The sequence below is a fragment of the Winogradskya humida genome (assembly GCF_016862215.1).
Lineage (GTDB): Bacteria > Actinomycetota > Actinomycetes > Mycobacteriales > Micromonosporaceae > Actinoplanes > Actinoplanes humidus.
The window spans coordinates 1-20,493 of the sequence record NZ_BOMN01000106.1; the positions used below are offsets into that span (position 1 = coordinate 1).

Here is a 20,493-nt window from a genome sequence, read left to right on the forward strand (position 1 = left end):
TCGGGTCACGCATCCATGCCAGTTCAACGGTCGTAAAGATCTCCAGTTGAGCGTATTTCATTTCTTGATTATTCTCAGGGAGTTCCATGATCGGAAGGGTGGGTGTGCCATTGTCGGGTTGAGGGGGATCACACAATTGCGAATGGCAGATAGCGGGTATTCGGATAGCCGTGAAGTGGTGGCGGATGGATTGCGGGAGGCGATCCTCGTGCTCACCGTGCTACGAGTTCGTTGGCCGTCTTGTTGTCATCGGCAGATCCGGACGCCGGATGCCACTCTCCGTGGTTGATGGGAGTGCCGCGTGCTGGAGACAGCGTGTCGTGCCCGGTCTGTCTGCATGGCCGGGCGTGGACTGACGGCTGCCGGATAGCGCAGGTCGGCATATGGCGCGCTGCCGGTCTTAGGCGCTGACCTTGATCCGGCCGACGTGGAACGGTGGCGGCCGAAGGCGAGCCCGCCAGCGCCGGCGAACAGGTCGACTCAGTGCGTCGGTATCGCCGCGGTCGACCAACAGCTCGTTCAGCCGGAAGGCGGCTGGCGGCTGGCGGCTGGCGGCTGCACGCCCCGAGAGTCTCTTAAGAAACTTTAAGGAAAGCTTGCTGAGCGTCGTGAACTGCTGCCACATCATTGCTCGTATAGCTCGGTACAAGCAGTACCGAGACGAAGAGGAGCCGTGCATGTATCGACGCGGAGTCAGCAGCAGGACGCGCAAGCTGTTGATTGGAGGTGCCGCCGCAGTGCTGCTCGGCTCGGCGCTCGCGGTCGGCACGGGGATGAGCCAGGCCGCCGAGACCGGAGCCGGCTCCGGTGACATCAACGCTTTGGTGCCGGCGCTGGGTTTCAGTCCGGGCGATCCGAGCGCGACGGCCGACCGTGTGGGCCCGACCGGGGTGAAAGTTCCCGGTCGCTGCCCACCCACTCAAGCCCAGGTGAACGCGCAGGTAGCGCTCAAGAATGCGAACTTCCCGAGTGGAACGGATCTTGAAAGCCGCATCCAGCGTTTCGAAAAGACCTTGTCGGCGATTCAGGACCTGAAATGCCCCGCATCGTCCACGACTTTGCTGGGCCGCTTGAATTCCTTGACCGCGCTGCGCGGCAACGCGAACCGCGATAACGTCCTGCGTGGTCTGGGTGTGAACGAGACGCCGGCGGACAAAGCCGCCGCGGGATCCGGTGACGCGGGCGCGAGTGGAGCTGCGGGGAACGCCGGAGCCGGCTCCGGTAACGTCAACGCTTTGGTGCCGGCACTGGGTTTCAGCCCGGGCGATCCGAACGCGACGGCCGACCGCGTGGGCCCGACCGGGGTGAAAGTTCCCGGTCGCTGCCCACCCACTCAAGCCCAAGTGAACGCGCAGGTAGCGCTCAAGAATGCGAACCTTCCCAGTGGAACGGACCTCGAAAGCCGCATCCAACGCTTCGAAAAAACCTTGTCGGCGATTCAAGACCTGAAATGCCCCGCATCGTCCACGACTTTGCTGGGCCGCTTGAATTCCCTGACCGCGCTGCGCGGCAACGCGAACCGCGATAACATCCTGCGTGGTCTGGGTGTGAACGAGACGCCAGCCGGATAGAGCCGCGGGGAATGCGGCGCCGCGGACAACGGCAACCTGATCCCCGATCCACCGCACGGAACCGCCTCGCCGGAGGCCCTCGCACCACGGGGGTCTCCGGCGCGTCCGTGTGTGGGCCATGCGCGCGGTGATCTTCGGCCACTTCGGCACGCCGCAAAGGGTCGGCCTCGACGCCGACGTATGGGGACGGGCGATGCGGCCGTACGTCAGCAGAACCGGACGCAAACTCCGCCGCTCCTCGCAGGCGATGGAGAAGGCCGCGACCTGGCCTCACCCGGGTGCGTATGCCTGCCGTCGGGCGTGGGGCTGCCGGCTTCGAACAGCGCGGGGCGACGATATGGCGCGTCCTGCAGGGTCAGGGGCGGGAGCGGCGTTCGAGGAATTCGTAGACGTCCTGGGCGTCGACGCCGGGGAAGGTGCCGGCGGGGAGGGCGGCGAGGAGGTGGGAGTGGACGCGGGCGCTGGGCCAGGCTTGGCCTGACCAGGAGTCGACGAGGGTTTCGGGTGGGCGGCGGCAGCAGGAGGGGTCCGGGCAGCGGGAAGTTGTACGGCGGGTGGTGTCGCCGCCGCGGAACCATTGGGCGTGTTCGAAGGGGGTGCCGACGGTGACGGAGAATTCGCCGGAGCGGGTGGATTCCACGTGGACCGTGCACCAGTAGGTGCCGCCTACGGTGTCGGTGAACTGGTAGAACGACGAGTACGGATCCGCGGCTTGAAAGACTGTGCGGGAGGCCCATTTGCGGCAGACGGGCTGGCCCTCGATGGCGCCGGTGACGTCGGTGGGGAAGCGGACGTTGTCGTTCTCGTAGGCTTTGTAGACCGTTCCGCTCTCGTGTACCCGGACGAAGTGGACCGGGATGCCGAAATGGTGGGTTGCCAGGTTGGTGAAGCGGTGGGCGGCGGTTTCGTAGGAGACGCCGAAGGCGTCGCGGAAGTCGTCGATGGCGAGGGCGCGGTCGGCTTTGGCGTCGCGGAGGAAGTCGACGGCGAATTTCTCGGGCATGAGCAGGGCTGCGGCGAAATAGTTGGCCTCGACGCGCTGGCGCAGGAAATCGCCGTAGTCCGACGGGTCGGCGTGGCCGAGGACGAAATGGCCGAGGGTCTGCAGGACCACCGCGCGGGGGTCGTGGCCTTTGCCGCTGGCGATCTGCGGCAGGTAGATGCGCCTGTTGCGGAGATCGGTCACCGAGCGGGTGGATCCGGGCAGGTCGGGCACGTAGTGCAGGGTGAAGCCGAGTTGCGCTGCGATGTCGAGGATGCCGCGCTGCGACAGCGGGCCGGTGGTGTGTTTCACCGATTGCAGGACTTTCGCCGCTGCCTGTTCGATGTCCGCGAAGTAGTTGTCGCGTTCGCGCATCTGCTCGCGTAACTGCTGATTCGCGCGGCGCGCGACTTCCGGGGTCGCGCTCTGTTCGGTGAGCCGCCGGGCCAATTCGCGGTGCAGGCCGATCAGCGATTCCAGAGCGTCCGCCGGCAACCGCCTGCCACCACGGACAGCGGGCAGGCCGAGCGCGGAATAGGCCGCGGAACCCTGAAAATGGGCCAGCTCGATCTCCAGCCCGGCGCGCCGGCTCGGCGCCTCCGGTCGCAACAGATCCTGCATGGGTACGCCGAGAGCGCCCGCGATCGCCTGCAGCACGCTGAGTTTCGGCTCCCGCTTCCCGTTCTCGATCAGCGACAGCTGTGACGGCGCCCGCCCGACCACCGCACTGAGCTGATCGAGCGTCATGTTCTTCGACCGCCGCAGATGCCTGAGCCGCTGCCCGAGCGTCACGAGGTCCACGTCGGGTGGCTTGACATTCTGGTGTCCGCCGCGGGCAAGCTCGGAAGCCGTCATGCGTTTTGACGCTAGCAGAATATTCGCGTTTCTTCTGGTCACAAATGGCTTCAGCAGCCCCGACAGCCTCAGCGACAGTCGAGATACACCACCGAAACAGAAGAAGGCGGGATCATGACTGATGCGCTGACCGAAACCAGAGGCGGTACCGCAGCGGACCTCACTCGGGCGTGGGCTGGCGATCCGAGGTGGCTCGGCGTGCGGCGCGACTACACCGCGCACGATGTCGTCCGGCTGCGCGGGAGTCTGCAGGAGCGGCACACGCTCGCCGAGCGCGGGGCGCGCAGGCTGTGGGAGCTGCTGCACGAGCAGGACTACATCAACGCGCTCGGGGCGCTGACCGGCGGGCAGGCCGTGCAGCAGGTGCGGGCCGGGCTCAAGGCGATCTACCTGTCCGGCTGGCAGGTGGCCGCCGACGCGAACCTGTCCGGGCACACGTACCCCGATCAGAGTCTCTACCCCGCCAACTCGGTGCCCACGGTGGTGCGCCGGATCAACAACGCGCTGCTGCGCGCCGACCAGATCGACACCGCGGCCGGGCGGCACGAGCGGGACTGGTTCGCGCCGATCGTGGCCGACGCGGAGGCCGGTTTCGGGGGGCCGCTGAACGCGTTCGAGCTGATGAAGGCCATGATCGCCGCCGGTGCCGCGGGGGTGCACTGGGAGGACCAGCTGGCCTCGGAGAAGAAGTGCGGCCACCTGGGTGGCAAGGTCCTCGTGCCAACTGCCCAGCATGTTCGTACGCTCAACGCGGCGCGACTGGCCGCGGACGTGGCCGGTGTCCCGAGCGTGGTCATCGCGCGGACCGACGCGCTGGCCGCCGACCTGCTCACCACCGACGTCGACGAGCGTGACCAGCCGTTCCTCACCGGTGAGCGTACGGCCGAGGGGTTCTTCCGGGTCCGCAGCGGACCGGAGGCGGCGATCGCCCGCGGGGTGGCGTACGCCGGGTACGCCGACCTGCTGTGGGTCGAGACGGGCAAGCCCGACCTGGAGTTCGCGCGGTCGTTCGCCGAGGCGGTCCACGCGGAGCACCCGGACAAGATGCTGGCGTACAACTGCTCGCCGTCGTTCAACTGGAAGCGCAACCTGGACGACGCGACGATCGCGCGGTTCCAGAAGGAGCTCGGGGCGATGGGCTACAAGTTCCAGTTCGTGACCCTCGCAGGTTTCCACGCGCTGAACCACTCGATGTTCGAGCTGGCGAAGGGGTACGCGGCCGAGGGCATGAGCGCGTACGTGAAGCTCCAGGAAGCGGAGTTCGCCGCCGAGGCCGACGGGTACACGGCGACCAAGCACCAGGCCGAGGTCGGTACGGGCTACTTCGACGCCGTCTCCACGGCGCTCAACCCGCACAGCTCGACCACGGCGCTGTCCGGCTCGACCGAGCAGGAGCAGTTCTGATGGAGGCTGTGACCGTGGCGCCGTCGCCGTACGACGGGATTCTGACTCCGGAAGCGATCGACTTCGTGGTGGCCCTGGACCGGGAGTTCGGGGCGCGGCGGGTGCAGCTGCTCGAAAGGCGGCGCCGGCGGCGTACCACGCGTACCGATCAATTGAACTTCCTGGCCTCGACCGAACGGATCCGTAAGGATTCGTCCTGGACCGTGGCGCCACCCGCCGAGGATCTCGCCGACCGGCGGGTGGAGATCACCGGGCCGCCGGAGCGCAAGATGACCATCAACGCGCTGAACTCCGGGGCGAAGGTGTGGATGGCGGACTTCGAGGATGCCACCGCGCCGACCTGGGACAACATCGTCGGCGGGCAGAAGAACCTGCGGGACGCGCTCGACGGGACGCTGGGCTTCACCGCCCGGGACGGCCGTGAGTACAAGGTCGGCGAAAACCTGCCGACGATCATGGTGCGGCCGCGCGGCTGGCATCTGCCCGAATGTCACCTGCGCATCGGCGGGCGGGCGGTGTCGGCGTCGCTGTTCGACTTCGGCATGTACCTGTTCCACTGCGGGCGCCGGCAGCTCGAACGCGACAGCGGGCCGTACTTCTACCTGCCGAAACTCGAGAGCCACCTCGAGGCCCGGCTGTGGAACGACGTCTTCGTCTTCGCCCAGGAGCGCCTCGGCATCCCCCGTGGCACGATCCGCGCGACGGTGCTCATCGAGACGATCCCCGCGGCGTTCGAGATGGACGAGATCCTCTACGAGCTGCGCGAACACTCCGCGGGCCTGAACGCGGGCCGCTGGGACTACCTGTTCAGCATGATCAAGAACCGGCCGGACGTCGTGCTGCCCGAACGGGCGGAGCTGACGATGACGGCGCCGTTCATGCGGGCGTACACGGAGCTGCTGGTCCGGACCTGTCACCAGCGCGGCGCCCATGCGATCGGCGGCATGGCGGCCGTGGTCCCCAGCCGTGACCCGGTCGCGGCGAAACGGGCCCTGAACCAGGTCAGGCAGGACAAGCGGCGCGAGGTCGGCGACGGCTTCGACGGCAGCTGGGTCGCGCACCCGGCCCTCGTCGAGACCTGCCGCGACGTGTTCGACCAGTGGCTCGGCTTCGAACCGAACCAGATCGTGCGCCGCCGCGACGACGTGCGGGTCACGGCGAAGGAGCTGCTCGACGTGCGTTCCCTCGGGATCACCGTCTCCGAGGTCGCGCTGCGCACCAATGTCAGCGTGGCGCTGCGCTACGTGGCGGCCTGGCTCGGCGGGCGTGGCGCGGTCGCCCTCGGCGGGCTGATGGAGGACGCCGCCACGGCCGAGATCTGCCGCGCCCAGCTCTGGCAGTGGATCCACCGGGGTACGCCCACCGACTACGGCGTCCCGGTCACCGCCGGTCTTGTTGTGCGGATGCTGCGCGAGGAGTTGGACGTGCTCGCCGAGACCGGTGCCCTCGACGAGGATTCGGGACGGCGGTACGGACAGGCCCGCACTCTGCTGACGGTTTTGCTCACCGAGCGCACATGCCCGGAGTTTTTCACCCTGCCCGCGTACCTGCGTCACCTGACCGGGGACAAGCCCGTCCCGGCCCCGGCAATCCCGGCCTGACCAGCGACGATCATGCGGCCCGGCGGTGGTTCGCCGCCGGGCCGTGACCGTTTTCCACACGGTCGTGCCCGGGTTGACGGACGGTGAGAAAGATCTTGAGGCGGGGAGGCGGGCATGGCGTGTTCCAGGTGCGATGCTGGGGCGGGAAACCCCCTCTAGCACCGCTGGGAGGACACACCGATGTCGCCGCTCAATGCCCAGAATTTGTCCTCGTTGCCGGACGATCTACCCGTCCCGGCGTACGACCGAGCTCGTCTGCGGACGGGGATCGTGCACTTCGGGGTCGGCGGCTTCCACCGCGCCCACGAAGCCATGTATCTCGACCGGTTGATGGCCGAGGGCAAGGCACTGGACTGGGCCATCTGCGGCGTCGGTGTGATGCCCGCCGACGCGCGGATGCGGGACGCCCTCACCGCGCAGGACGGCCTCTACACGCTGGTCGTCAAGGCGCCCGACGGCACCTGGACCCCGCAGGTCATCGGCTCGATCAAGGAATACCTCTACGCCCCGGACGACCCGGAGGCGGTCATCGAGAAGATGGCCTCCGACGACGTGAAGATCGTCTCGCTGACCGTCACCGAGGGCGGCTACAACTTCAACGCGGTGACCGGTGACTTCATCGCCGAGAACCCCGATGTGCAGCACGACCTGCACAGCCCCTCTCCCAAGACCCACTTCGGGCTGATCGTCGAGGCCCTGGCCCGCCGGCGCGAGCGGGGACAGCAGCCCTTCACGATCATGAGCTGCGACAACATCCAGGGCAACGGGCACGTGGCCAAGCGCAGCTTCGTCGCGTACGCCACCCTGCGCGACCCCGCGCTCGGTGCCTACGTGCAGGAGCACGTGGCGTTCCCGAACAGCATGGTCGACCGGATCACCCCCGTCACGACCGACGAGGACCGCACCGAGATCGCCGCCCGCTTCGGGGTCGGCGACGCGTGGCCCGTGGTCTGCGAACCGTTCACCCAGTGGGTCCTCGAGGACGCCTTCCCGCTCGGCCGCCCGCCGTTCGAGGACGCCGGCGTCCAGGTCGTCGATGACGTCGAGCCGTACGAGCTGATGAAGCTGCGCCTGCTCAACGCCAGCCACCAGGCGCTCTGCTACTTCGGCTACCTGTCCGGGTACCGCCTCGTGCACGACGTCGCCCAGGACCCGCTGTTCGCCGACTTCCTGCTGGCCTACATGGACCGCGAGGCCACCCCGACCCTCGCCCCGGTCCCCGGCATCGACCTCGGCGAGTACAAGCACCAGCTGATCGACCGCTTCTCCAACGCCCAGGTCCGCGACACCGTCGCCCGCCTCTGCGCGGAGAGCTCCGACCGCATACCGAAGTGGCTGGTCCCGGTCATCCGCCACAACCTCGAGAGCGGCGGCGAGATCCTGCGCTCCACCGCCGTGGTCGCCTCCTGGGCCCGCTACGCCGAGGCCGTCGACGAGCAGGGCCAGCCGATCGACGTCGTCGACCGCCTCCGCGACCAGCTCGTCGCCATCGCCCAGCGCCACGACGAGGACCCCCTCGCCTTCGTCGCCAACCGCGAACTCTTCGGCGACCTGGTGGACAACGAGCGCTTCGTCTCCACGTACCAGTCGGTCCTCGCCTCCCTGCACAGCAAGGGCGCCCGCGCCACCCTGGAAGACCTCGCCCCCGCGGTCTGACAAAAGCCGGAACTCAGGGGCCGTGGCCGATGGCCGCGGCCCCTGAGCCGTCCCCTACCCGGCGGGGTCAGACCCCTGACCGGTCCAGCCATGCGAGAATCGCCTGGTTTGTCTCTTCCGGCTTCTCCTGCTGGATCCAATGACCGCAGTCCAGGGTGACCACGTCCACATCGGGCACGAACGTCGTCAGGCTCGCCGATCTCCGGACCATGTCCCGGTCGCCGTAGATCATCAACGCGGGTTGCCGGATGACCGGGTCCACGTCCGCCAGCAGCCGCCAGTTACGGTCGAGGTTCCGGTACCAATTGATGCCGCCCGTGAACCCTGATGTCTCGAAGGCACCGACGAGAACAGCAAGGTCACTGTCGCTCATCACGGGCTCGCCCCGCGGCTTCTCTGCGGTGGCGAGATTGATCATCACCATTCCCGGCTCCGGCGCCTGTGGCGGTTCGTTCTTCCGGTACAGGTTGCGAAGGAACCGGAACGTGTTCTTGTCCAGCACTGCGTCGGCGACACCCGGCTGCCGATTGAAATGGACGAAGTAGAAGTCGCCGCCCAGCATCTCCTCCATGACCTCGATCCAGGGCCGTTCCCCGCGCTCCTGGTAGGGCAGGCTCAAGTTGATCACCTTGCTCACCCGACGGGGATGCAACAGGGTCAGACCCCAGACGACCATCGCACCCCAGTCGTGACCGACGAAGATGGCGTCCTCGTACCCGTAGTGATCGAGAAGTGCGACGAGATCTCCCGACAGCTGCGCGATGTCGTAGTCGGTCACGTCGGCCGGCCGGGACGAATTGCCGTAACCACGCTGGTTCGGGACGATGACGTGATAGCCCGCTGCCGCAAGGACGGGCAGCTGATGGCGCCAGGAAAAGGCATGCTCCGGCCAGCCATGACACAGCACGATGGGCCTTCCGGCGTTGTGCCGGCCCGCTTCGAAGACTTCGAGCTCCACACCGTTGACGCGGACAACGGTGGGCTCGGGAAAATCAAGGGGATTCGTCGGTGCGGTCATGCTGCCATCGTGCCGACCGAAAGCGGTCATCCCGTGACCGGTTTACGGGGAAGTATTGCCGGCGTGCGAGCCGACCGCCTGATGGCCATCCTCTTCCTGCTCCAACGACGCGGGCAGGTGACAGCGGCAGAGGTCGCCCGGGAGTTCGAGATCTCCGAGCGCACCGCCCGCCGCGACCTCGACGCCCTGGCCATGACCGGGGTGCCGGTGTATTCCACGCAGGGCCGGGGCGGCGGCTGGCGCCTCCTGGGCGGCGCCCGCACCGACCTGTCCGGGTTGACCATGGGCGAGGCGCGTGCCCTGTTCCTGGTCGCCGGCCCGGCCTCGGCCGCGACGCCGGCCGTGAAAGCAGCTCTGCGCAAACTCGTCCGCGCCCTGCCGGAGCCTTTCCGGGAACAGGCCGAGGCAGCAGCGTCATCGTTCGTCCTGGACGCACCACGATGGGGGTCGAGCCGGGTCGAGCACCCACCGCCGCGCTTCCTCGACGAACTCCAGGACGCGGTGATCCACGGCGTCCAGGTGCGGCTCGGCTACGTCGACAGCACCGGCGCCGAGACCGCGAGAACCGTCCACCCGCTGGGCATCGTCGCCAAGGGTCCGTCGTGGTACCTCGTCGCCGGCACCGGGGCCGGCCGGCGGACCTTCCGCATCGACCGCGTGACGTCCGCCGACCCGACCGGCGATCCCGTGCACCGGCCCGAAAACTTCGATCTCGCCCGGACCTGGCACGAGATCGCCGACGAGGTCGACCGCAGGCGGACGCCCCTCGAGATGCAGGCGGTGTGCGCGCCCGAGGGGCTGGCCACGCTTCGGATGATCCTCGGCGATCGGCTCGAGGTGGGCGGCTCCACGACCGACGGCCGCATCGAGGTCGTGATCCGCGGCCACAGCGAGCACGCCCTCGCCCACGAGCTCGCCGGTCTTGTCGCATGGCTCGAGGTCACCGGCCCCGCGGGTGTGCGGGACCACCTGACCGCGATCGGTAACGCGCTGGTCGAACGTTACGGGCCCTGACAGTGGTGTGGCTCAGGACGTGCCCTGAGGCAGCATGACGACCTTGCCGGTGGCTCGGTTGTCCTCCATGTACCGGTGGGCCGCGGCGATGTCGTCCAAGCCGAAAACCCGGTCGATGTTGGGTCGGTAAACCCCGGTCTCGACGTTGCGGACGACCCGCTCGAGCACCGCCGCACCCGCGCTGCCCTTGGCGTCGTTGCTGTGGAAGGCCGTGAGCCGGGTTCCGGAGGGGATCATCGCGATCGGCTCGAAGTCTCGGATCAGCCATCCGCTGAGGGAGCCCGCCACGCAGACGGTCCCACCCCGGCGGACCAGCCGCAGCGAGTCGGCGACCGTGCTCGCCCCGACGAGATCGAGCACGTGGCTCGGCCCGTCGGGCCACGGGGTGATCGGCGACCCGCCGTCATCGTGGAGGACGTGGTCGACGCCGGCCGCTCTCAGCGCCCCGGCCTTCTCGGGCCGGCGGGTCGTGGCCGCGATCTCCACGCCGTGGCCGTGCGCGATCGACGCGGCGGCCATGCCGACCGACGAGGTACCGCCGCGGATCAGCAACTTCTCACCCGGGCGGATTCCCAGTGCGTCGAAGGCGCCCTGCGCGGTCAGGTACGTCTCCGGCAGCGCCGCCAGCACCTCCCAGGCAAGCGTGGTGGTCACCGGCATGAGCAGCGCGTCGGGCAGCAGCACGTACTCGGCATAACCGCCGTCGAACTCCCGCCCCATCTCGCCCATCACCGCCGCGACGGTCGTGCCCTCCGGCAGTGCGGGATCGGTCGAGGCCGCCACGACGCCCACGCATTCGATCCCCAGCACCCGCGGGAACCGCACGCCCGGCGAATGCCCCTGACGGGTACGCAACTCCGAACGATTGAGGCCCGCGCCCATCACCCGCACCAGGCTCCAGCCCTCCCGTATCGCCGGCACCGGAATTTCACGGGTCTCCAGAACCTCAGGGCCACCCGCTCGCACACAAACCGCCGCTCGCATCATCGTTCTCATGCCCTGAACTGTCGTCCCGCAGCCGTCCGGCCGTCCACCGTCAGAATGCCAAGCTATGCCTGTGGCCCGCCGATCCCGGATCTGGCCGTCCGGCGGTGTGCACCTGTGGTCGTCCGGCGGGACCAGCCCGGCGCCTCAGCACCGGTGCCCGCGCTCGCCTGCACCGGGTCCTGGTCGACGAGCTCCGCGAGGCGCACGAACAGCCCACACACCTACCCGAGCCACGCGACGACCGGTTGCGGGCAGTCGCTCGCATCCTGGACAACAACCCCGCGGACACCAGCCCGCTGGCCGCGCTCGGCCGGAACGTCGGAGCCGGCGCCCGCACGCTCAGCCGCCTCTTCCACGACGAACTCGGTATGACGTCGACCACGAACGCCCGCCGAGCCGTCAGCGAGCCCTGAAGATCTCCCGCTGGGGTGTTAGTCCCACCAGAAGGACCAGAACGGTGCGTTGATGAGCTGGGTGGCGTACTTCTCCAGGGTTTCGGTGCCCTGCCAGACCCCGTCCGGGCAGAAGGCGAAATGCTCGGCCGCGACCCGCAACGCCGTTTCCTGATCGCCGGGCGGAGCCGAAACGCTCAGATAGAGTTCGGCAAATCCCAGCCCGATCACGCGTACGCCGAAACGTTCCTCCCACGACCGCACCACCGCCGTCAGCGACGCCGGCCCGGTGTAGTTGATCGCGCCCTGCCACCCGGCCACCGAGATCGCGTCGGCACCCCGCCCCGCGGCGACCAGCCCGAGCCGCATCTTGCGGTCGCTCGCCAGCAGCTCACCCGCCCACTGGTCCGCGTGGCTGTCCGGATCACGGCGCGGCTTGATCGGCGCGGCCAGTCCCGGCCACTGCTCGTACGGAGCGACCGCGGCGCCGTCCCCGGCGTGCCCGGCCCACCAGGCGCTGAGCACGGTTTCCGCATCGAGGACGCCCGGGTCCTCCGGGTCCAGCTCGCCGTCGTCCCACGGACGCCGCGGCTCGTCGCGCAGATGATCGAGCAGTAACGGCCACAACCCGGAGCCGCGCAACGCCGCCCACGACCCGGCGGGAGCCGGTCCGTCGCTCACCCACAGTGCGGGCTGCTCCGCGTCACCCTCGTCCCCGTGCACCAGACGCCCGGGCGGCAGCTCCACATCCAGTTTCGCCAGCGCGGCAGCAAGATCAGTCACCGCAAGAGTGTAGGCACCGGCACGGTCTCCTGACACCGCCGGGCCGCGGACCGGTACCCTCAGCTGCCCCACTCACCGAAGGAGATCTATGCGCCGACCCGCTCTGACCGCCACCGTCGCCGCCGCCGGACTGGCGGCGACCTTGATGGGGATCGGCCCGTCGCAGGCCGCGACGGTGACGCCCCACATCGGGGTGAGCACAGTTCAGTACGACAGCCCTGGCGGGACGGTTCCCGCCATCGTGACCGTCTACAACCCGTACCCGGGGTACACGGTGAGCATCTCGGCGTCCGCCACCGGCGGCGCCACGGTGACCTGCACGGGCGCCGTCTGGAGCAATCCGGTCCGGCACACCGTCAGCCGGACCTGTTACCTGCGGATGCCCGTCAAGGCCGGGAAATATACGGTGCGGGGAACCGCGAAGATGGTGAAGGGCACGACGACGCGGCAGGTTTCCGGGAACGCCGCCCGGGCCGTCGCCGCGGACGGCAAGCCCTCACCGCAGCCCATCACGATCGCCGAGATCCAGCGCGTCGAGAAGTGCCAGCACACCACGGACGACGTGTGGCTCACGTTCGACGACGGGGGCAGCGCCGCCCAGGTGAAGTCGATCCTGGCGACGCTCAAGCGCAACAACGTCAAGGCGACGTTCTTCTTCCGGGGCGACTGGGCCCGGAGGAATCCGGCCCTGTTCCAGCAGATCAAGGCCGCGGGTCACGTGATCGGCAATCACACGTCCACGCATCCGGCGCTGAGCCGGATGAGTGCCGCGAACGTCAAGAAGCAGATCACCGCGGGCACCGCCGCGACCGGGACCCCCCGGCTGCTGCGGCCGCCGTTCGGCGCGGGCTCGCTCACCACCCGGTTGCAGGACGTCGCCCGGGACAACAAGTACGAGCTGTGCCGGTGGACCACCGACACGTACGACTGGGACGGTCCGTCCACCGCCCTGATGGTCGAGCGGGTGAAGTACGGCGATCACCTGTCGGCGCCGGTCCGGGCGGGCGGCGTGATCCTGATGCACGGCCACGGCAAGAACACCGCGGCGGGCCTGCAGAAGATCATCGACACCGTACGCGCGAAGAAGCTGAAGCTTCCCCGCCTGCACTGAGAACCCCTGCACTGAGAAACAAAGCCGGAAACACCGCCGGCGCGCTCTCCGAAGAGAACGCGCCGGCGGCGGTCAACTCAGTTGCTGTGTACCTGGACGATCCCTGACGGGTTCAGGGCCACCGCTTCACGAGCGACATCCTCGTGCGCGAGGGGAAGCCGCAGCTCCCCGCCCGCGACCCGCGGCGCCTTCGTCACGGCCGCCACGACCTGCGGCCCGTAACCCAGCAGGACCAGGACGAACCCGGCGAGCCCCAGGAAGCCGCCGATCGCCCGGCCGTTGTCCACCGTGTCCGACCAGCCCAGCACCAGGAAGGTCAGGGCGAGCACGAACAGCAGCAGGATCGCCGGCAGCACGACGTACTCGTAGAGCTTCCGCAGGCGGGTCACCGTGGCGACCCGTTCCGCGGCACCCGACCCCAGCGGCACCCGCACTGTCGTCACCCGCGTCCACGCCAGGTGTGGCAGCGGTATCGACACCGGTGCGGTTTCACCGCCTCCGACGATCGGCCGGGCCGGCCACTTCACCGAGCCCAGATCTGCCACACGAACCCGTACCTCTGTCATCAGTTGTTGCATCCCATCGACAAGCTGTAGTGCGGCCGCTTCCTGGCCCATCCGCGGGCCTTCCACAGACGCATGGAGATGTAGATGCCCTTGCGCTTCGAGCATCGGTCCTCATAGATCTTGTCGGCGAACCAGACGACCCCGCCGATGATGACACCGATCACCGCCAGTGCCAGGGGGACGAGTACGCCTGCCCCGGTCAGCGCCAGCGTCGACGTGAATCCCGCGAAGACCCCGTAGATGCCGGCCCAGACGACGCCGTACAGCATGACCGCACGGACCTCCCAGTTGGTGATCCAGCACTTGCGCTTCAGGTCGTACTTCCACCCGCTCCAGTTGAGCGACACCGACTTCTTCTGCCACTTGCAGCTGTACTCACCCGAGGTGTCGCTGCAGTTGACGGAGTCACCGGAGCAGTAGTCGTAGTCGTTGGCGTTGCCGCCGCGGATCGGGTCGACGGAGAGGAACCGGGCGGTTGCCGGGTTGTAGAGCCGGACACCCATCAGGGTCATCCCGTTCGGGGTGTCGCTGGCGCGCTGCTCGGCGCCGAGCCAGCCGTACCGGTGCGATTCGGTGCCGGCCGCGTTCCGGAGCTGGCCGTCCTCCTGGTAGTCACTGGTGTACGTCAGGCCCTGGCTCGTCCCCGAGACACCCGCGACGACGTCGCCGTGCAGGTTGGTGATGAACGACGTCGTCCCCGTCGCGGAGCTGTGGCTGCCGGCCATGCCGGCGACGCCGAAGATCGCCCGCGTCGTGGTGCTGTCGCCCTCGTCGGTCCAGCTCGGCGAGTCACCGTCGGCGCTGTAATGGTTGACCTTCGTCGTGGTGACCGCGCCCTGGGTCTGCGCCCACGAACGGTAGCGGTTCGCCACGACGTCGAGCCGGTAGACCGCCGACCGGTCGTCCTGCACGATCTGGCGGGTCAGGTTCGAGCCGTAGTACGAGATCTCGGCCTGTCCGCCGCCTGCCACCGCGGAGTCCGCGGCGGGAACGACCCGGGTCCGGCCCAGGGCGTCGTACTCGTACCCGGCGGTGGTGAGCCGGTCCGCCTTGTCGTAACCCCGGCTGATCCGGCCCGCTTCGGTGCCGGTCTGGCAGGTGCCGTCCTCGGCGGGGTCGTACGACACCGTCTCGGTGCGGTTGGTGCCCGCGTCGTAGCCGTACTTGCGGGTCACGCAGTTGCTGTCGACCGTGTCCTGCACGCTCGCCACCCGGCCCGCGGTGTCGTACGTGAAGTCCTGCTGCGACAGGCTCGACGTACGGTTGCTCACCTGGTTGTGGACCGATGCCGTCAGCGCCTCCGAGAACAGGGTGCAGTCGTCGGCGTCGCAGCCGGTCTGGCTGTAGGTGATGCCGACCGCGTCACCGGCCTCGTTCGGCTCCACGTCCACGGTGATGCCGTTCGCCCACTGCTGGGAGACGACTCCGCCGTTGGCGTCGTAGGCCGCCGTGTACGTGCCGGCCTGCGAGTCCGTGACCGACGTGGGCAGGCCCCGTCGTTCGGTGCCACCGTCGTACGTGTACGTCCTGGTGCCGAGACCGTCGGTGGTGGTCGTCGGACGGTCGAGCAGGTCGTAGCCGAACGTCGACGTGATGCCGTCGGCGTCGGTGTACGACGTCGCGCGGCCCAGGGTGTCGTACCCGTAGGCGATCTCGGCCGTGACGGCGCCGCTCGCGTCGAGGCTCTGCACCCGGGTGGGCAGGCTCGTCGCCGGGTCGTAGACGTTTCGGGTGACCGGGACCTGCTCGCCGAGACCCGACGCCACCGTGACGCTCTGCTGGGACGGACGGTTCGCGGCGTCATAGGAGACGACGACGGTGCGCAGGACACCGGCCGACGTCGACTCCTCGGTCTTGCGGATCTGGCCGAACATGTCGTACGTCATGGTCTTGACCGGGACGGCGGGGCCGCTCTCGGCCTGGCCTCCGGGCTCGGTCCGGCACACGAGGTCGGCGAACTCGGCGTGGTTGTCGCAGACACTGTTGCCGGAGCCGGTGCCGGCCCGGTAGTACAGCGTCTTCTGCGTCGACGGGGTGTCCCCGGCGGTGGTGCCCGCCGGCCCGGTCACGGCGATCTGCCGCTGGGTGGTCGCGTCGTACTGGTACCGCGTCACCAGGTTGAGCCCGCCCGGGTCGACGGTCTCGGTGAGCGGCGCCTGCAGGGTCCAGTCGTAGGTGGTCTTCGTGATCCGCTTGTCGGCGTCGTAGGAGGCCCCTTCGCTGCCCCACACGCGGACCATCCGGCTCTCGGTGGTCACCAGGTTGAACGGCTCGTCGGTCGCGGGTGCGCCCTCGTCGTAGGCGTACTCGGTGTAGGGCCGGCCCCGCACGGCGGAACCGTCCGGCAGCGTCACCTCGGTCTCGGGCTCGAGGGCACTGGTCGCGCGGCTGCCGTCGGCCGTGAAGATGTTCAGCGTCGACAGCGACCGTGCGACGACCGCTTCCTGGTCGGCGTTGTCGGAGGTCGAGTCGTTCAGGGCCCGCTGCCGGTTGGCGGCGTCCAGGCTGCGGGTCTGGTTGCCCCACTTGTCGAACCACTGCGAGGCGATGTATCCACCCGGCTCGGCGGCGTTGATGACGCGGCCGTTGGCGTCCAGGTAGGACACCGAGGCCCGCTCGTACGACGACGGCAGGGTGCCGGCCGCCGGGTTGCCGTCCGGCACCTGGGTGGCCGGGAAGACCGCGGTCGCGAGGACCGGCGCTTCCGGCTGGGCCCAGCGGGCGGTCTGGGCGGGCGACAGGTCGTACGGTGCCGCGGCGCCGGACAGCGGCACCGCGTAGACGACCGTCGTCCGGGCGACGTTGCCACCGATCCCCCGGCTGACCTGCACCAGCCGGCCCTTGCCCGAGTCACCCGGGATCACCGAGTAGGCGAGGTTCCACGGTTCCTGACCGGCGGGGCGGACCTCGGTGATGACACCGTCGGCGTTGTACGCGTAGGTGGTCTCGAGGTGGCGCGCCGTGCCGGACTCGGTCCAGTCGAGCCGCGGGTCCCAGGAGGACCGCAGCCGGCCGGTGCTGTCGTACGCGTACCGCTTGAGCACCACGGTCTTCATCTGGGCCGGGGTGGCGTCCGGGTCCCACGCGGTGAACGTGACTTCCTTGATCCGTCCGGCGAAGTCGCCCCACTGCGCCGCGGATGTTCCCGAGGCGGTGGTGCCCGTGGCGTAGCTGAACTTCGTCGCGCGGCAGCCGCGGACCAGGCTGGTCGCGGTGCACGTGACACCGGCCGGCGGCGGGTTGAGCGCGAGGGTCGGGCGGGTCACCGCGGCACCCGCGACGGTGACGGTCTCCCACGAGTAGGTGACCTTGTCGGCCGCGCCCTTGGCCGCCGCCGAGACCGGCACGTACTGCCCGGCGGGCTGCGCCGTCGTACGGCCGAACGTGACCCCGATGCCGGCCGAGTCGGTCAGCGTGTAGGTGTCACCGGTGGCGGTGTAGGTCAGCTTCATCCCTTCCAGGCCGACCTGCGGCTGAAAGGTCGTGGCGGTCTTCTTCGTGAAGCCCATGGTCGCGCCGTCGTCGAGGCCGACCTGCACCAGCGAACCGGTGACGGTCAGCTCCGTGTAGCCGCTGTCGTCACCGGTCACGGAGACGCTGGAGGACCAGCCCGGCCCGAACATCGGGTCGACCTCGCCCGCGAGGCGGGAGTTCGCCGTCCGGCCGAGCGTCGCACCGGTGGTGGCGTCGTGCTCCTCGATGGCGACATTGCCGGTGATGAGGTTGACCGCGCCGACCCCGGCGTCCTCGGTCGCCGCCCAGGCGCGGTTGCGGTCGAGCGTGACCTTGACGGGGTTCGACGTGGCACCGGCTCCGCCGACGAAGACGCCGCGCAGTTGCACCGGGCCGTCGAGCGGATCGGGTCCCGCCTCGGCGGCGTTCACCGTCTGCGCGAGGTTCCAGTTGAGCTTCGGCGCCGTGCCGCCCGCGGGGACGGTCAGCGGCCAGGTGACCGCCTGCTGCCCGGCGGCGACGGTGACATCGCCCGCGGGAATGGTGGTCCACGCGTCGACATCGCCACGGCGCCACTGGTACGTGACACCGGTCGTCGTGCTGTTGCCGCTGCCCTCGACGGCGACGAACCCGGCGGACAGGTCACCGTCCTTCGGGCCGGTGATCGCGGCGCCGCCGACGGAGAACGCGTACGCCCGGACGGCGGAGAGGTTGCCCGCCCGGTCCCGCGACCGCACGTAGAGGGTGTGCGCGCCGGAGGTGGCCGGGGTGACCGTCACCGTGGCGGCGGCACCGAGGGTCGCGGCGTTCACGGACAGGTCCGGCGGGTTGACGTCGAGCCCGTACTGGTAGGCGGCGACGTCGGTCGCACCGGACGCGGAGAGGGTGAACTTCCCGGCGGACCCGGGGCCACCCGACCACTGACCGGCCGGGTAGTCCGTCGACGCGACAGCCGGGGTCGCGGGGACGGTGGTGTCCACGGTGAACTCGCAGTACGCGGACCACGGCGAGTAGCCCGTGCCGTCGTAGCCGCGTACCCGCCAGCGGTAGGAGCCGTTCTCCGCGAGGGCGTTCGCCGGGATCGTGGTCGCGAACGTGGTTCCGGAGGCGGCCTTGGCCGTCGTGGCCGTGGTGATGCCGGTGCCCGCGGTCGTCGACCACTCGAAGGAGGCCGTCATGGCCGTACCCTCGGGATCGGTGATCTTGGTCTTGAGCTGCGGCGTCTTCGACGCGATGAACGGCCGGGCGGTGCCCGTCGCACACGACGTGGCCGGTACCGTCGAACGGGCGCCCACCACCGGGTACGAGTTGTACGTGATCGACGCCTTCGGCACCTGCGCGGTCTCCGCGGCGTTACGCGAGCGGAACTGCTTGTACGCGCTGGTCGCCGCCTCGTTGGTCGCCCGGATGCCCATGTAGCCGCGGGTCTGGTTCGCCGTGGCCGCACGCTGGAAGAACGACGTCGCCGAGATGGCCACGTAGGCGTCGCCGCACGAGGAGTCGAAGCCCTTCGTCGCGGTCGCCGCCGCCTCCTTCGTCAGCCAGGCGGGCTGGTTGGCCCACCGGGTGTCCGCGTTGAAGGCGTTCGTCGACCAGATCTCCCAGGAGTTCGCCGAGCAGGTCGTCGAGTAGTAGTTGTAGAACGAGGCGGTCGCCGCCGTGATCTGCTTCCCGCGCAGCGCGGTGGTGTCCCACGAGACGAACGTCCGGGTGCGCTTGCCGCCGGTCCCGCTCAGCAGGCCGATCTGCAGGTTGTTGGCGCCGCCCCGGTCGCCGGTGTCCCCGTCCGTGACGTAGGTGTCGAAGTACGTCCCGAGCGCGACCGTGGGGTCGATGGTGACCGGGAACGTCGTGGCCGGGTCGTTGATCCACGCGAGGTCGGGCGTCAGCTTCACGTCGACCCCGGCGGTGGCCTTGGCGGAACGCTTCGCCGCCGACGACTTCACGACCGTACGCCGCTGCGGTGTCACACCGTCCGCACCGACCTGCGCGTCCCACATCATCGGTGTCGGCGAGGTGGCGACCGTACGGCCGGCCTTGTCCTTGAGCACGAGCGCACCGGAGGCGTCGCGGGTGTGTGACGCCAGCGAGGCACCGGTCAGCGGCAGCGACAACTGCGCCACCCGGGCGGCAGCCGCACGCGACTTCACCACGACGAACTGCTCGAAACCGGTCCGGGTGGCCTCGACGGCCAGGTCGATCCCCGGCAGGACCTCCGGGTAGGTGGCCCGAGGGCCGGCGAGGACCGGCTCCGGCAGCGTGCCGGACCAGCCCATCGAGACCTGCCCGGCGCCGGATCCGGCGGTGGCCAGCGCCCCGGACGTGGCGGTGCGCGCGCCGGAGAGCTTGAGTCCCTCCGGGTGCGCCACCGACGAGACGGAGCCGTCGGTGTTCAGGCGCAGGGTCAGGTCGACCGGGACCCAGCGGGACCCGGAGCGGACCCGGACCGGTGCGGCGTACACCGTGGCCTCGACCGTGCCGTCCGGCCGGGCGAAGAACTCCGACGTGGCCGTGGTCAGCCCGGTGATCTTCACCGGGGCGCCGTTCATGCGGGCGGTCACCAGGGCCGCCGCCTCGTCCGGGCGTTCCAGCACCGGCGCGGTGCGCACCGGTGCCGCCGGCTCGGCCAGGACCGGCTCGGGTGCTATGGCGGCGTCGGAGATCGTGCCGGCCAGCGCGGCCGTCAGGATGACGGCGGTCGCGCGGCCGGACGTGCGTCTGGACGCCGACGACCATGATCGAATTGAGAGCAGGCTTCGCCTACTTACCATCTTTCCTCCCCCGTGATTACAAGTGGCGGCAGCACCATATACGGGATCTTGGCGATTTCTCAACAATTTGTTTCTGCACATACGTCAATGCGCAGCGACCGGCGCGCGGGCCAGCGCGCTGCCCGAGACCCTTGTACAGCACAGGTTTCTGGCCCGCCCCGGGCCACGGCCGCACCCGCCCGGGCCGCCGGGCGGGCTCACTGCCGCATTTTATTTCGCTGCGGAAATGGCGAGATAATAGCGTGGGGAATTGCTGCGTCCCAGCACCGGAAATTGATTCATCGAGGCGTTCGCACACAGCGTGAGCTGCTCATCTCTGTGTGCGACCG

The 20,493-nt window shown here is 69.2% G+C and carries 14 protein-coding genes; 8 read left to right on the plus strand and 6 right to left on the minus strand.

What is annotated here, in order from left to right; translation table 11 throughout:
• Both Ahu01nite_RS36185 and Ahu01nite_RS36190 read left to right on the plus strand, forming a co-directional pair.
• Positions 1 to 289, plus strand: a 289-nt coding sequence (locus tag Ahu01nite_RS36185; protein ID WP_203841236.1) for a hypothetical protein, incomplete at its 5' end; no start/stop codon positions are given.
• Positions 290 to 677: 388 nt separating this feature from the next.
• Positions 678 to 1,571 carry a hypothetical protein gene (locus tag Ahu01nite_RS36190; RefSeq protein WP_239159413.1) on the plus strand — a complete coding sequence of 298 codons (894 nt, stop codon included), beginning with the start codon at positions 678 to 680 and terminating at the stop codon, positions 1,569 to 1,571.
• Between the two features lie 355 nt (positions 1,572 to 1,926).
• Here the strand turns inward: Ahu01nite_RS36190 and Ahu01nite_RS36195 are convergent, their stop codons facing one another.
• The gene (locus Ahu01nite_RS36195; protein ID WP_203841238.1) at positions 1,927 to 3,408 is read right to left on the minus strand and encodes a helix-turn-helix transcriptional regulator; all 1,482 of its coding nucleotides are present in this window, start codon (positions 3,406 to 3,408) and stop codon (positions 1,927 to 1,929) included.
• Positions 3,409 to 3,522: 114 nt separating this feature from the next.
• Between Ahu01nite_RS36195 and aceA the strand changes: the two genes are divergently transcribed.
• From aceA to Ahu01nite_RS36210, 3 genes are all read left to right on the plus strand, one after another.
• Positions 3,523 to 4,812, plus strand: a complete 1,290-nt coding sequence (gene aceA / locus Ahu01nite_RS36200) for an isocitrate lyase (RefSeq protein ID WP_203841239.1) — start codon at positions 3,523 to 3,525, stop codon at positions 4,810 to 4,812.
• A complete protein-coding gene (gene aceB, locus Ahu01nite_RS36205; protein WP_203841240.1) occupies positions 4,812 to 6,413 on the plus strand; it encodes a malate synthase A in 1,602 nt (533 codons plus the stop codon). The genes aceA and aceB overlap by 1 nt, the downstream gene beginning before the upstream one ends.
• 180 nt (positions 6,414 to 6,593) lie before the next feature.
• Complete coding sequence (locus tag Ahu01nite_RS36210) at positions 6,594 to 8,069, plus strand: mannitol dehydrogenase family protein (protein WP_203841241.1); 1,476 nt, start codon at positions 6,594 to 6,596, stop codon at positions 8,067 to 8,069.
• Between the two features lie 67 nt (positions 8,070 to 8,136).
• Here Ahu01nite_RS36210 and Ahu01nite_RS36215 read toward each other — a convergent pair whose 3' ends face one another.
• Positions 8,137 to 9,087: an alpha/beta fold hydrolase gene (locus tag Ahu01nite_RS36215; RefSeq protein ID WP_239159415.1), complete on the minus strand. Its 951-nt coding sequence runs from the start codon at positions 9,085 to 9,087 to the stop codon at positions 8,137 to 8,139.
• Between the two features lie 63 nt (positions 9,088 to 9,150).
• Here Ahu01nite_RS36215 and Ahu01nite_RS36220 point away from each other — a divergent pair, with 63 nt between their 5' ends.
• Complete coding sequence (locus tag Ahu01nite_RS36220) at positions 9,151 to 10,101, plus strand: helix-turn-helix transcriptional regulator (protein ID WP_239159416.1); 951 nt, start codon at positions 9,151 to 9,153, stop codon at positions 10,099 to 10,101.
• Positions 10,102 to 10,113: 12 nt separating this feature from the next.
• Here the strand turns inward: Ahu01nite_RS36220 and Ahu01nite_RS36225 are convergent, their stop codons facing one another.
• Positions 10,114 to 11,022: a zinc-binding dehydrogenase gene (locus Ahu01nite_RS36225; protein WP_239159417.1), complete on the minus strand. Its 909-nt coding sequence runs from the start codon at positions 11,020 to 11,022 to the stop codon at positions 10,114 to 10,116.
• A gap of 170 nt (positions 11,023 to 11,192) precedes the next feature.
• Here Ahu01nite_RS36225 and Ahu01nite_RS36230 point away from each other — a divergent pair, with 170 nt between their 5' ends.
• Positions 11,193 to 11,501, plus strand: a complete 309-nt coding sequence (locus tag Ahu01nite_RS36230) for a helix-turn-helix domain-containing protein (RefSeq protein WP_239159418.1) — start codon at positions 11,193 to 11,195, stop codon at positions 11,499 to 11,501.
• An 18-nt stretch (positions 11,502 to 11,519) separates the two neighbouring features.
• On the opposite strand, the gene Ahu01nite_RS36235 is transcribed toward Ahu01nite_RS36230, so the two are convergent.
• Complete coding sequence (locus tag Ahu01nite_RS36235; protein ID WP_203841245.1) at positions 11,520 to 12,263, minus strand: DUF4253 domain-containing protein; 744 nt, start codon at positions 12,261 to 12,263, stop codon at positions 11,520 to 11,522.
• 88 nt (positions 12,264 to 12,351) lie between these two features.
• On the opposite strand from Ahu01nite_RS36235, the gene Ahu01nite_RS36240 reads away from it, so the two are divergent.
• A complete protein-coding gene (locus Ahu01nite_RS36240; RefSeq protein ID WP_203841246.1) occupies positions 12,352 to 13,374 on the plus strand; it encodes a polysaccharide deacetylase family protein in 1,023 nt (340 codons plus the stop codon).
• Between the two features lie 77 nt (positions 13,375 to 13,451).
• On the opposite strand, the gene Ahu01nite_RS36245 is transcribed toward Ahu01nite_RS36240, so the two are convergent.
• Together Ahu01nite_RS36245 and Ahu01nite_RS36250 are read right to left on the minus strand one after the other, a co-directional pair.
• Entirely contained in the window at positions 13,452 to 13,817 is a 366-nt protein-coding gene (locus Ahu01nite_RS36245) for a hypothetical protein (RefSeq protein WP_203841247.1), read from the minus strand.
• 122 nt (positions 13,818 to 13,939) lie between these two features.
• Positions 13,940 to 20,164: an RHS repeat-associated core domain-containing protein gene (locus Ahu01nite_RS36250; RefSeq protein WP_203841248.1), complete on the minus strand. Its 6,225-nt coding sequence runs from the start codon at positions 20,162 to 20,164 to the stop codon at positions 13,940 to 13,942.
• Between the last annotated feature and the right edge of the window lie 329 nt (positions 20,165 to 20,493).